The organism is Paenibacillus sp. W4I10 (assembly GCF_030816325.1).
Classification (GTDB): domain Bacteria; phylum Bacillota; class Bacilli; order Paenibacillales; family Paenibacillaceae; genus Paenibacillus; species Paenibacillus amylolyticus_B.
On record NZ_JAUSXX010000001.1, the window covers coordinates 3,691,704 to 3,705,096 of the forward strand.

The following is a 13,393-nucleotide window of genomic DNA, read 5'->3' on the forward strand; positions in this document are numbered from 1 at the left end:
CTAACCTCCTGTATGCCAACACAAATCTGCGTGCCGCCTATACCTTAAATTAATCGAATGACCGTCGGGGTAAACAACATTTATAATCTGTATATGTTCATTCCTTGTAATAACACTTATAATTGCTTAGCCAATCTCTCGAATTGATTAATGTGAGGCTTGATCTCTTTTTCTATGCTTTTTATAAAAGAACTAAATCGCTTAGGATTGTACTCATCTCCAACACCAACACTTTTATATACTTTTCCCTTTTGATATGTAAACGAGAAGAAGTAGTTATTCTTCAATCCATTCAAAATATTTCCGGCATCTCCCATGATTTTAAGACTCATTTTCGAATCTTTGTAAGCAAACAAATATGGAGGATCCGCTACTGCCGCATGCTGAACATCATAACCAGTTACCCACTCATTTTTGGCAAATGTCCCGCTCTGAACACGCATTCTTAACATCACACCATCCAGAGATGTTTCTTTTGTCTCAAGTTTACCTTGACCATCTTTCTTGTCACTCTTCCAGTTCCCATCATACTTGGACTCTGTAATACTGTCCTCTCCGCGTGTTATAACTTTATATACGCCGTGTCCCGAACGTTTCCCCTGTGCCCAGCTTCCTTTGTAGGTTTTGGTTTTCCCCCAGGTCATGGTTCCATTTCCGTGAGGTTTTCCATTTTTGGTCTCTCCATAATATGTAGCCCCATTGCCATACTCCAGAGTGGTCTTTTCATTCGCCGCCTGAGCAACATGTGGTGCCAGGATTGCAGACAATCCTAAGGTTATCCCCAAAATACAGATGAACATCTTTCTAAACATCAAATCTCCCTTTCTCTCGCTGTATAAGAAATTCATTCTTATAACAACCTATTAATCAAATAATAAGACTCTAGTATAATATCACTTTCAATCCAGAAGGTTCCACATAAAAAAAGAAGACCCCCGTCGACAAGATGTCCGACAGAGGTCAATTGGACCCGCAACAACAATTAGAAATCAGATGTTGCCACTTGAATCGTACCTGTTGAAGCACCAGCTGCACTAGTCAATAAGGCAGCTACGAGCAGCAAGTGTACAGACAGTGTAAGGCTGTTGCCGGCAGGAATTAAATACGTGATGACAGGTGCATTCACGCGAGTAACAACCAACTCAACTGCAAACGGACCAAAGTTGTTAACCGTGATACTGGCATTAGTGCCCCCAGCCAAATTCTCATAGTAGGATTTGCCCACACCTGCTGCCAAATTATAAAACTGTTGTGGTAAAAGGATGGCCATTGAAATCACCTCCTTTTGCTTTGATACGGTATTCTATGCTTGAAATCTATTAAAGCAACGGTGAATTACCAGCGTCATAATGTCCAATTTTAATAGACTTCATAGATTGATAGACGAATGTACGCAAAAAAAGCCCCACCGGACCATCCGGTGGAGCTAACTAAGCTTACTTTAATATTACAGGTTTAATTACGCATACAGCATGAAAAAGTTCAGTTCATGGCCCTGCTGCTTGAGATAGTTATACAGCTGCGAACGGTGATGGAATACATGCGTTACCGTTTCAATCTGCCATTGAACCTGCAAGTGACCATGTTCCATATAAAAAGCTTTCGTTGAACGATTCAAAAAGTCATCTTCGCTCAATCCCGTGATATAGGCTTTGTAGGATTCGAAATTGCTCCATAACGTTGCTTCAAGCTTCTCGATATCCTCAATCCCCGATAGGCTATTCTCTACCAGCCCAACCTCAGCTTCACCTTTTTCCTGCATAATGGCAAGATCAGATGCGGTAATCTGGATAAAATGATGCACTAGTTCCACCAATGAACGCATATTCTCCTGTGGACGATAAGACCAATCCTCCGAACGGATCAAGCGAATTAACGAAGCCCCCGTCCGTACGCCTGTTTCCAATTCATTCAACAAATGATCCCGAATCTGTAATGTTCCATTCATATATGATGTCTCCCTTATCTTTTATTCTCACGACTTCAGTATAACCGAAGGTGCTACCGATCTATTGTACAAATCGGACAACATTCTGCCATGTTCCCTGGCCGCTGTCAACGGAGTCTCTCCATAAAACTTGCGAAATTGCCGAATTAGATGGGCTTGGTCGAAAAATCCATGATTCTGGGCAAGCATTGCCCAGTCTGCCGTGTTCCCCTGATGAATATCACTCAGCACACGATGAAAACGAACCACCTCACTGAATCGCTTGGGGCTGATTCCGACCCATTCCGAGAACTTGCGATGCAACTGCCGTTCACTGATCACTTCACGCATCGCCAGCTCTTGGACACTCATACGTCCCCCATCTATAAAGATGCGGTGCAACACGTTTTTCATCAAATTGTTCTCAGATGTGCTTGCCTGTACGGGCAACGGATTCAAGTACGCATTCATAACCTCTACTCGCTCTGCAAAACTATTCGTTTTAGCCATCCGTTCCTGAAGCTCGTTCAGCTTCTCCGGCCAACATTCCTGAAGTGTAATTCGCTTATCCGTAAACCACTCCAGAGGCATGCCGTGGAAGACATGCGCTCCACCCGGGAAGAACCGGACACCAAAGGTGTAGTCTCCAGCAGGAGGACCATGAACGGTTGGCTCAGGTAGAGCGAACGGCAGTGTATAATTGCCACAGTAAGCATAGGAGTGCTCTGAACAGACCGGGTCGTATGTAATCAGCATATCCGTGCAACCATCCGGCAATACCCGAGCAGGCACAGTCATCACCGATGGCTCTCGATCTTCTCCCGAAGTAACATCCGCATGCGAGTTCGGAAGAGATCCAGATTCCCAATAACAGGCCACATAAGCCATCAGACCGGCAGCAGGTATTTTCTCAACATAATAACTGTTAGGGTACGTTCCATTCATCTGAATCGGCTTAAACAACGGGTGCAGACTATGATCCACAATTCCATCCTCCGGTCACTAGAGTTGGTTACACAATATGTATTCATCTATCATACCACCAACCGAAGAAATGAAGAAAAAAAGTGCCCTACCGGAGGACAATCCGATAGGGCCAGTCACACATCTATTTAACACGAGAAGGGGTTTACAAGGCTTATCTTACCTTCCCAACCTTAATAAAAACTGAAATTGGGATGAATAACAGATCAAAATTCAAAATAAAGAACAAGATTCAGACTTTCAATTCAGTCCGTGCAGTTTGCGAAAACGCTCTGGACTCATGCCTGTATGCCTTTTGAACATCGCACAGAAATAACTGGCGTTCTCGTAACCCACCCGATCAGCAACTTCATATATTCGAAGCTCTCTCTCACTGAACATAAGTTGTTTGCTCCGATTGATCCGTTCCTGGTTCACGTAAAATACAGGTCTGATATGGAGCGCCTTCTGAAACAGCCTGCACAAATATTGGGGAGATACCACAGCCACATCGGCCAGTTCCTTCAGCGAAAGTGAACGATCCAGATGCTCTGCGATATAACGCAGCACAGGCTTCAAGCGCTCCAGTTCATCATTATAATTGGCGGATGCGATGAGCAGTGGCTTCAGATCCAGCAGCAGGGCATATAATTGTTTGGAGCATTCAACATCGTAATCTGCGTAATCCGTATCACCGCCATTCTCTCCTCTAACCAGAAGTTGCTCCAGGCCATGCAGCAGCGTGGCTGTCCTGAGTCTGCATACGCGTGAACCGGTTATCCCCGCATAAGATAATAACTGGCTGGCTTCTCTCCCCTGAAACGAGACCCAAGCCAGCTCCCAGCGGTCACTGATGGGCATATATCGATGCGGGACATCGGGATACAGAAAGAAAACGTCACCCGGTCCGACGATATACTCTTCGTCTTGTATAATCAGTCTCCCCTGACCATGAATAATCTGGTGGATCTGATAATCCGGGAATCCCTCTGGACGCTCGGTTTCATATTGGTGTTCCCAGTAACCAACCGTCGTCATATAGATCGGCAGGCGAGCAGCTTCTTCTGTTTTACCAAAAAAAATCCGGGTATCCATCCAGTACACCACTTTCTTCATCGTTAGTTTCATATTGTGATATATATGGGCAATATTCTTTATTCTCTAAGTCATCATTCAATTCTATAATGACAATATTATAACATTTCAGAAGGAGTTGCTGTTATGCGAAAGAAACTGGTACACACCCCTCCGGCAAATGGATACCCGGAATGGAACAACAATCCCGAGACTTTTCAAGTAGGCCGTCTACCCGCACATGCGTCTATGGTAGCGTTTCCATCTGTAGCAGAAGCGTTATCCAATGAATCCAGCGCATCGCCATGGTACGAATCACTGAACGGTCCGTGGAAGTTTGCCTTTGCGGAGACACCGGAGCAACGGATTGCATCCTTTTATGAGAACAACTATGATGCCAGTGACTGGGACGAGATCGCTGTTCCTTCCAACTGGCAGCTGCAAGGTTACGATTATCCCCACTATACAAATATGACGTATCCGTGGGTCGAGCGTGAGCCTGAATTGAAGCCACCATTTGCACCAACAACTTATAATCCGGTGGGTTCGTACATCCGCACGTTTACTGTTCCTGCGGACTGGAAAGACCGGCCTGTCCTGCTGCACTTTGAGGGCGTTGAATCTGCCTTCTATGTATGGGTCAACGGGGAACTCGTCGGTTATAGTGAAGACACATTCACGCCCGCAGAATTTGATATCACACCGTATCTGACCGAAGGTGAGAACAAACTGGCTGTAGAGGTATATCGCTGGTGTGATGCGAGCTGGCTGGAGAATCAGGATTTCTGGCGGTTAAGCGGCATATTCCGTGGTGTATACCTGCACTCACCTTCACCGGTTCAGATCGCCGATTTCTTTGTTCGCACTGAACTTGATGATGCCTATCAGGATGCGGAGCTACTGCTGGATTTGAAGTTATTTAATCATAATGCGGTGCAGACTACTGCCGGATTGTCCGTTCAGGCACAGCTCTATGATGCACAACAGCAGACTGTACTGAAGCAACCACTTACTGCGGCGGTTACTTTCCAGGGTGAGGATGAACTTTCATTCCAGTTGTCAGCAGAGGTTATGAAGCCGCTTCTATGGAGCGCCGAGACCCCTCATCTGTATACACTTGTACTGTCCATTCAGGACGAATCAGGCGAAACACTGGAAGTGGTCCGCAGCCGGATCGGATTCCGCAAGTTTGAACTGAAGGACGGCCTGATGCAAATCAACGGCAAACGCATTGTGTTCAAAGGCGTGAATCGTCATGAATTTTCCCCGGATAAGGGTCGAGCCATTGGGCGGGAAGACATGATCCGTGACATCGAGTTGATGAAGTCCTATAACGTTAACGCCGTGCGCACATCCCATTATCCGAATCAGTCACTCTGGTACGAACTGTGTGATGAATATGGCCTCTATGTCATTGACGAAACGAATCTGGAGACTCACGGCACCTGGGATTATGGGCAAAAGGAAATGAACGAGAACAATATTCCCGCGAGCAAGCCGGAATGGCGTAGTAACGTAATAGATCGCTGTAACTCAATGTTCCAGCGGGACAAAAACCATCCGTCTGTTATTATCTGGTCTCTGGGTAATGAGTCCTTCGGGGGCGATAACTTCATCGCTATGTACGATTATCTGAAACAAGTCGATCCAACCCGTCTCGTTCATTATGAGGGCACCTTCCATTATCGCCCTTCTGATTCGGCAAGTGATATTGAATCGACGATGTATATCAGTCCACAAGATGTGGAGCAATACGCGCGCATGAAGGGACCTAAGAAGCCTTATATTATCTGCGAATACAGCCATGCCATGGGTAACTCCTGTGGAGGTCTACATCTGTATTGGGAGTTGTTCGATAAATATGATGTGTTGCAAGGTGCATTTATCTGGGACTGGGTCGATCAGTCCATTCGTACCACTACGGCGGACGGTGTAGAATATTTTGCTTATGGCGGAGATTTCGGTGAATCTCCTCATGATGGCAATTTCTGCGGGAACGGACTGATTCTGGCCGATAAGACAGTTACACCGAAGCTGGAAGAAGTGAAGAAATGTTATCAGAACGTTCGTATGGAAACCGTTGATGTGAAAGACGGCCTGCTTCGTATCAAAAACCAGTTCCTGTTCACGGATCTGAGCGAATATTCGCTCGTATGGACAGTAACTCACGATGGCAAGTCTGTAGAGAACGGCACGTTGGATATCGCGGTACCTCCTGGCGAATCGGTTGAAGTCCGAATCCCGTACACGCCATCGTCCGATCTGTTCCAGGAAGCGGTGCTGACTGTATCTCTGGTTACGAAAGTTGCAACCAAATGGGCAGTAATAGGTCACGAAATTGCCTGGGATCAGTTCGTGGTATCTCCGCGATTGCGTCCAATCCAATCGGTACAACAAGGGCAAGGCAATGCGCTACATGTTCAGAATCTGCAAGATGAACTTAGAGTGGCAACGTATAAAGTAACATTGAGCTTCAATCCAGCTACTGGCGCGTTAACGTCCTATCAGATCAACAATCAGGAGCAATTGCTCGCACCTGTCCGGCCAAATTTCTGGAGAGCCATGACAGACAATGATATGGGGAACCGCCTGAATGAGCGTTCTGCCTTCTGGAGAGATGCTCACGCTACCAGCAGATTAATTCGCTTTGAGCACCATACAGACGAGCAAGGCATTCTAGTGACGAGCGATTATACGTGGGATCAACATCCGGGATGTACGCTGTCTATTATGTACCGAATTAGTCCGGATGGCGTGCTCGAAATCAGCCAAACTCTTATTCCAGGCGAGGGCCTACCCGATCTACCGGAATTTGGTATGCTGCTGCAACTGAATAGCAGCCTGGATACGATATCCTGGTACGGCAGAGGTCCGCATGACAACTACGCAGATCGTCTGACCAGTGCACGTCTCGGTTATTACACAGGTGCGGTTCGAGATCAATTTGTTCCATATCTGAAACCACAAGAGTGTGGTAACAAAACGGATGTACGCTTTGCCGAAATTACGTCAACGGATGGTCAGCTTGGCCTTCATGTTGAAGCCACCATACCATTTGAAATTAACGCGTTGCCGTGGACACCGGAGGAACTGGAAGTAAACGACCATGTGTACAAATTACCTCAGAGCACACAGACTGTCGCACGCATCAATTACAAACAAATGGGTGTTGGCGGAGATGACAGCTGGGGCGCACGTACCCACGCTGAATACACCTTACCAGCCAACCGCGCGTATCACTTCACCTTTACGGTAAGACCTGTATAACACCAAGCAAGCACTGCTGGCAGTATGCCAGCAGTGCTTTTTTTGTTGGGGCAGTGAGTAGTGAGAGTTTGAAGTTTTCCATGGGAACATTATAATGAATGAGGTGCAAGAAAAGATCTTTACCAGCTATTACTCTATTACGAGGTGAGAATTTGCAATATCTGTTTACCACTCTCTTCATTCTTGGCTTTATCGCTTTCTTGGTATTTGTTGTTGGGATGATCTTATCTATTCGCAAAGGTAATAGGTTGCCGATCAGATTTATTTTTCTAACGACGGCCTTTTTTGCGATTGCTTCAACAGGTTTATATGGGATGCTGAATTTATCTTCGAACTCTACTCAGTCTGAAATAGATCAGACCCCTTCACCCCAGATTAAACTTTCGGGCCTCCACATGACTACCGATGAATTTAAAAACAAGTTTAATGGCGCCGTGGGCAAATACCGACTGAATGGTTTGAGTATTACCCGCTTGGATATGAAAGACTCTTCCGAGCAGGGCACTGGTACTTTCGAGTATGTATTCAATGATGAATTGCGCTTGGTTGGTGTAGTGAATGCGGATGAGAGCGTACAGGAAATCAGGTTATATGGAACTGGTGATACGCGTAAACCAACAGGTGGAATTTTTTTGACTGCTATCGCCACACTCATTCTCACAACCAATAGTGAGTACTCGTATAAAGATGCACAAGATGTCATTCAGGATATGCGTCTATTGGATCGCGATGTGAATCAGCCTGATTTTGATGGAGTGACTATTCGCAACGGATTGGAATATCGCTTCAGCGTACAGGTTCATGATCACTCTACTTTTGAAATAACTGTTGCGAAATAAGATGCGAGTGTGCAAAAAGGTAAAAAGGCCGCTCCATGAAGGAACGGCCTAACGTGTGGTATGTACTATAGGAATGATTCAGTGTTTGCCAACAAACCAATGATGAACGCCTCCACCATGCGAGAGTTACTCAAAAGTTACAGTCTCGCTTTGATTGTTCCAACTCATTTTAAAGGTAATCGGGTCTTTCGTTTTCTCCGCCTCAGTAACCGTACCCGACATACTGAACGGAACCTCTTGCTCTTCCAGCGCTTTCCCCTGTTGGTCTATATTACTGCCGGTAAGGTCAAACACAAAATCCTTTATACGCTTTTCATCACCTATATAAGTAATACTATAGTTCCCTGTTGATCTCTGAAGAGACACATCCCAGTTATCGCTCTTTCCGTGTAGCCTATCATCCGCACTACAAGCTGAGACAATAGATAAAAGTAATATAGTACAAAGAATCAATGGCAATTTAAATAATTTCATAAAATCCCTCCAATATAATAAAATAACCATAAATTGAAAAATCAATCTCGAAAAACGGCTGATAAACCAATTGGCTAGATTATCAGATCAGAGCTAAGCTGGGTTACGTGTGAAAAATCATGTATGTGTTACCTATCTTGTATATCGATCAATGTCATCGATCGCAGACTCGTGCTCTCTTCTATGATGGTCTTCATGCTGCCGAACGTCGTTCTTTAACTTTGCTAAGAATCCCCATCCCATAAAGGCAAGTAAAAGCACGGTAATCAGTGCATAAGCAAAGCTATATAAATTCATAAAAAAGTTGATAAATATTGCAGCTAGCATCAAGCCCAGAATCCATAATACCCACTTTGTACCCTTTCTCAAATCATTTCCTCCTCAAGTCGTTACTGATAAGCTCTCTATGTATCACAGTACATACGAAACCATAGGAACGAGTTTTCAATCTTAGGGCTTCAAATCTGCATTTAGAGCGAATTCCCGAATCTTTAATTAACTTTAGTTCCAAGAGACACATCCAGTATGCCCGACATCCCTTGTGCAGAAGAGGTGCTCACATAATACCCACCAGCCGACAACGCTTTGTCAATAAAATATGTATGCTCTTTTCCATCTGCTGGAACACTGCCAGACGTTATCGCGGTTCCACTAGTAGATCCTTCATTGATCGTAAATGTGAAGTGTTTCGAACCCGTGTTTTTAAAAGCCACTTTACATAACTAAATCCTGCCGGAATATCAAACCGATGCGTGTTAGCAGTACCTGCGAAATCCTCATTATTAATTACTGTTAATGGAGTTGATGGAGTACTTATAGGTTCATTTGCTTTTACGAATCTTCCTTCAGAATTGGAAGTGAAATTATAAATTAAGATGATAACAGCAGTAGACACCAAAACTGCTAATATCATTTTTCTAATATGTTTCATGATATATGTCCTCCATAACTCTTGATACTAACTTTCATCATACAACTGCAAATATTCCCTATGCAATAGGAAGCATATATATATGGCAACACTACAAAAGAGAAAATGAAGTTCTCCACACTAGTGACTTTGATTATGAAAATATTCAACAATACAAAAGACCACTCCTTAAATAGATATTAAGAAGTGGTCTTTGTATTATTTATAATTTGTAACAGTGACTGCTTCACAAATTATCGTCACATCGTAACGATAATTCACTCTGCCAGGCACATGATGCTTTAAAGGTTTTTACACCTTTATTACATCATGCCGCCCATTCCACCCATACCGCCCATGTCAGGCATTCCGCCACCAGCACCTGCTGGTTCCGGTTTGTCAGCGATAACCGCTTCAGTAGTCAAGAACATTGCTGCTACGGAAGCAGCGTTTTGCAATGCATAACGAGTTACTTTCGCAGGGTCAACGATACCTGCTTCGATCATGTTAACCCACTCGCCAGTTGCAGCGTTGAAGCCGATGCCTGTTTGTTCTTTTTTCAGACGTTCCACGATTACGGAACCTTCTTCGCCAGCGTTAGCTGCGATTGTGCGGATTGGTGCTTCCAGAGCACGCAGGACGATGTTTACGCCTGTTTGCTCGTCACCAGACAGAGCTACAGCCGCAACCGCGCTATATACGTTCATGAGCGCTGTACCACCACCGGATACGATACCTTCTTCAACCGCTGCGCGAGTTGCGTTCAGGGCATCTTCGATGCGAAGTTTGCGTTCTTTCAATTCTGTTTCAGTAGCCGCACCAACTTTGATTACTGCTACACCGCCGGACAATTTAGCCAGACGCTCTTGCAGTTTCTCTTTGTCGAACTCGGAAGTTGTTTCTTCCAGTTGTGTACGGATTTGGCTAACACGTGCATCGATATCGGATTTGTTACCAGCACCGTCAACGATGATTGTGTTTTCTTTTGTTACACGGATTTGACGAGCTGTACCCAGTTGTTCCACAACAGCGGATTTCAGGTCCAGACCCAGTTCTTCCGTGATCAATTGGCCACCAGTGAGGGCAGCGATGTCTTGCAGCATTGCTTTACGACGGTCACCGAATCCTGGAGCTTTAACAGCTACAGCATTGAATGTACCACGCAATTTGTTCACAACCAGCATAGCCAGTGCTTCGCCTTCGATATCTTCAGCGATCAATACCAGCGGTTTGCCTTGTTGAACGATTTTCTCAAGCAATGGCAAGATATCTTGCGTGCTGGAGATTTTTTTGTCTGTGATCAAGATGTACGGATTGTCCAAAACAGCTTCCATTTTGTCCGTATCAGTGATCATGTAAGGGGAGATGTATCCACGGTCGAATTGCATACCTTCAACCACTTCAAGCTCTGTAGCGAATCCTTTGGATTCTTCTACTGTGATTACGCCATCTTTACCTACTTTTTCCATAGCTTCAGCGATCAGTTCGCCTACTTCTTCGTCAGCTGCAGAGATTGCTGCAACTTGTGCGATGGATTGTTTGGAATCGATTGGTTTGGAGATGGATTGCAATTCAGCAACCGCAGCTTTAACCGCTTTGTCGATCCCTTTACGGATACCGATTGGGCTAGCGCCTGCAGTTACGTTTTTCAGACCTTCTGTGATCAGCGCTTGCGCCAATACAGTTGCTGTTGTAGTACCGTCACCGGCAACATCGTTGGTTTTCGTTGCTACTTCTTTAACCAGTTGTGCACCCATGTTCTCGAATGCATCTTCCAGTTCGATTTCTTTAGCAATGGTTACACCATCGTTAGTGATGAGCGGGCTTCCGAATTTTTTCTCCAGAACCACGTTACGGCCTTTAGGACCGAGTGTTACTTTTACTGCATTAGCCAATGCATCCACACCACGAAGCATGGAGCGACGAGCGTCTTCACTGAATTTAATGTCTTTAGCCATGTTAAGAAAACCTCCCTAGTTTTTGTTGGAAAATGGTACTGCTATATGGTTCGGTTATCCGATTAAATTTGAATTAGTCGAGAATCGCGTGAATATCGCTTTCTTTCATAATCAAATATTCTTTACCTTCGAATTTGATTTCTGTACCGGCATATTTGGAGAAAATAACGCGATCTCCTTCTTTCACTTCCAGAGCTACACGTACGCCGTCTTTCAATACTCCAGCACCAACTGCAATGATTCTACCCTCTTGCGGTTTTTCTTTGGCGGAGTCCGGGAGTACGATCCCGAAAGAAGTTGTTTGTTCTTGCTCCAGTGGTTCTACCAATACGCGTTCACCTAAAGGTCTGATCATGAAAAATAGCCTCCTTTTGAAATTATATAACGTTACATTGTAGGTTGTAGCCATATGTATTAGCACTCGACAGTGTTCAGTGCTAACAACCAACTTTATGATACTCAACTTGAAGCATGATTTCAAGTCCTTTTGACGAATTCCTGCGAGAATTTACGTTGAATTTACACAAACATAGCCAAATTACACCCGCTGTGCCTGGTTCTATGTTGCAATTCACTAATCTTATTCTACGAAATTGTTTAGCCCTTCTGCAACGCTTAGCAGACAGCCCCTTTCCCATTGTATCCATTGTTGAGCATAATATGCCTGCTTGTCCTTGCTTACAGGAGAACAATCTACAACAATAGCCCGGATAAGAACAGACCGTCTTTTCCGGGCACATTACAGATCATCCTCATCCACACACATACCAGTCTTACACCACAATGAATGAGATATCCTCTGTTCCATTTTCATATCAACTTATTGTTCTAGCCCGCATGTTTCTTATCCTCGGCACGAACATAGCGGGATTCGATCTCTTCATCGGCTGCAAGCTGCTTGCGATATACGATTGCGGATAATAACACACTGATCTCATATAACAGGAGCAAGGGAATCATCACCAGCAGATCGGATATAAAGTCTGGAGGTGTAATAACCACTGCAATGAAGATCAGAACAAAATAAGCAACTCTGCGCATCTTGCGAAGGCGAATTGGATTCAGAATCCGCAGTCCTGTCAGAAACATAATAAGTAATGGAAGTTCGAATAACAGGGACACAGGCAGCACGATCCCAAACAAGAAGCTGAAATACTGCTTCATCCCGTAGGTCTCCACAAGTCCCATCTTCTCCGTAATCGCTGTTGTGAAGGCAAGTGCCATTGGAAAAATAACATAATACGAGAAAGCCATTCCTGTCAGAAATAAGAGAAACACATAGGGCACATACTTCAGCGTCGCTTTTCGTTCGCGCGGCTTTAGCCCTGGACTAACAAACTTCCAGATCTGATACACCGTAAATGGAAGTGTAATTATAAGTGAAAACAGCCCTGCAATCTTCATGTAGATGCCAATCCCGTCCCAAAACGAGAAGGCATGCAATACAAAACCTTTTGCCGACTCTGCCTTGGTCAGATATTGGTATACCGGGTCCGCCACAAAAAATCCTGCAACAAGTCCCAGCACAAAAATACTTAATACGTAGATCAGCCGCTTCCGCAGCTCACTCAGATGTTCCGTAATCGACATTTCTTCCATTTGCTGCGTCATGCCTGCCCCCCATTATTGCCAGCTTAAAATACAAAACCCTTCCGGCAGGAAGGGATTTCTCTTTCATTGCCGTCAAGATTATTCCGGCAGGCGTTTATCAGCAGGCTTGTCTGCAGGTGTGCTCTCAGCCGCCAGCGGTTTCGCTTTCTCCTGCTCTTTGCGATTGGACGAGTCATCCTCAGAGATAATCTCGCGAGCGCCCTCTTTGAATTCACGGAAGGTACGCCCAACTGCACGTCCCAGTTCCGGAAGTTTGTTGGGTCCAAACAACAACAATGCAATCACGGCCAGCAAAATAAAACCCGTTGGTCCAATGGAACTTAACATTGATAATCCTCCTCGTCTCAAGCTTCGAAGATGCGCATACTCG

14 protein-coding genes are annotated in these 13,393 nt (G+C 44.8%); 2 read left to right on the forward strand and 12 right to left on the reverse strand.

Annotated features, from left to right (window positions below):
* Nucleotides 1–116: 116 nt before the first annotated feature.
* From QF049_RS16700 to QF049_RS16720, 5 genes are all read right to left on the reverse strand, one after another.
* On the reverse strand, nucleotides 117–848 hold the full coding sequence (locus QF049_RS16700) for an MORN repeat-containing protein (RefSeq protein ID WP_307538998.1): 732 nt from the start codon (nucleotides 846–848) through the stop codon (nucleotides 117–119).
* A gap of 134 nt (nucleotides 849–982) precedes the next feature.
* Nucleotides 983–1,270 carry a hypothetical protein gene (locus tag QF049_RS16705; protein ID WP_091015368.1) on the reverse strand — a complete coding sequence of 96 codons (288 nt, stop codon included), beginning with the start codon at nucleotides 1,268–1,270 and terminating at the stop codon, nucleotides 983–985.
* Between the two features lie 189 nt (nucleotides 1,271–1,459).
* Entirely contained in the window at nucleotides 1,460–1,948 is a 489-nt protein-coding gene (locus tag QF049_RS16710; protein ID WP_091033740.1) for a DinB family protein, read from the reverse strand.
* Nucleotides 1,949–1,975: 27 nt separating this feature from the next.
* Nucleotides 1,976–2,911: a helix-turn-helix domain-containing protein gene (locus QF049_RS16715; RefSeq protein WP_307539000.1), complete on the reverse strand. Its 936-nt coding sequence runs from the start codon at nucleotides 2,909–2,911 to the stop codon at nucleotides 1,976–1,978.
* A gap of 240 nt (nucleotides 2,912–3,151) precedes the next feature.
* Nucleotides 3,152–4,018, reverse strand: a complete 867-nt coding sequence (locus QF049_RS16720; RefSeq protein ID WP_307539001.1) for a helix-turn-helix transcriptional regulator — start codon at nucleotides 4,016–4,018, stop codon at nucleotides 3,152–3,154.
* 93 nt (nucleotides 4,019–4,111) lie between these two features.
* Here QF049_RS16720 and lacZ point away from each other — a divergent pair, with 93 nt between their 5' ends.
* Together lacZ and QF049_RS16730 are read left to right on the forward strand one after the other, a co-directional pair.
* On the forward strand, nucleotides 4,112–7,231 hold the full coding sequence (lacZ, locus tag QF049_RS16725) for a beta-galactosidase, LacZ type (protein WP_307539004.1): 3,120 nt from the start codon (nucleotides 4,112–4,114) through the stop codon (nucleotides 7,229–7,231).
* Between the two features lie 152 nt (nucleotides 7,232–7,383).
* A complete protein-coding gene (locus QF049_RS16730; protein ID WP_307539007.1) occupies nucleotides 7,384–8,070 on the forward strand; it encodes a hypothetical protein in 687 nt (228 codons plus the stop codon).
* A gap of 126 nt (nucleotides 8,071–8,196) precedes the next feature.
* Here the strand turns inward: QF049_RS16730 and QF049_RS16735 are convergent, their stop codons facing one another.
* The 7 genes from QF049_RS16735 to tatA all read right to left on the reverse strand — a co-directional run bounded on the left by QF049_RS16735 (nucleotide 8,197) and on the right by tatA (nucleotide 13,350).
* Nucleotides 8,197–8,544: a hypothetical protein gene (locus QF049_RS16735; RefSeq protein ID WP_307539008.1), complete on the reverse strand. Its 348-nt coding sequence runs from the start codon at nucleotides 8,542–8,544 to the stop codon at nucleotides 8,197–8,199.
* Between the two features lie 132 nt (nucleotides 8,545–8,676).
* Nucleotides 8,677–8,913 (reverse strand): hypothetical protein, encoded by a 237-nt coding sequence (locus QF049_RS16740; protein ID WP_150366569.1) that lies wholly within the window; start codon nucleotides 8,911–8,913, stop codon nucleotides 8,677–8,679.
* 122 nt (nucleotides 8,914–9,035) lie between these two features.
* Nucleotides 9,036–9,257, reverse strand: coding sequence for a hypothetical protein (locus tag QF049_RS16745; RefSeq protein ID WP_307539012.1), 222 nt, complete (start codon nucleotides 9,255–9,257; stop codon nucleotides 9,036–9,038).
* A 520-nt stretch (nucleotides 9,258–9,777) separates the two neighbouring features.
* A complete protein-coding gene (groL, locus tag QF049_RS16750; protein WP_036611259.1) occupies nucleotides 9,778–11,412 on the reverse strand; it encodes a chaperonin GroEL in 1,635 nt (544 codons plus the stop codon).
* A gap of 73 nt (nucleotides 11,413–11,485) precedes the next feature.
* The gene (groES, locus tag QF049_RS16755; RefSeq protein WP_017690077.1) at nucleotides 11,486–11,767 is read right to left on the reverse strand and encodes a co-chaperone GroES; all 282 of its coding nucleotides are present in this window, start codon (nucleotides 11,765–11,767) and stop codon (nucleotides 11,486–11,488) included.
* Nucleotides 11,768–12,240: 473 nt separating this feature from the next.
* Nucleotides 12,241–13,023 carry a twin-arginine translocase subunit TatC gene (gene tatC, locus QF049_RS16760; protein WP_307539014.1) on the reverse strand — a complete coding sequence of 261 codons (783 nt, stop codon included), beginning with the start codon at nucleotides 13,021–13,023 and terminating at the stop codon, nucleotides 12,241–12,243.
* A gap of 78 nt (nucleotides 13,024–13,101) precedes the next feature.
* Complete coding sequence (gene tatA, locus QF049_RS16765) at nucleotides 13,102–13,350, reverse strand: twin-arginine translocase TatA/TatE family subunit (protein WP_036611264.1); 249 nt, start codon at nucleotides 13,348–13,350, stop codon at nucleotides 13,102–13,104.
* Between the last annotated feature and the right edge of the window lie 43 nt (nucleotides 13,351–13,393).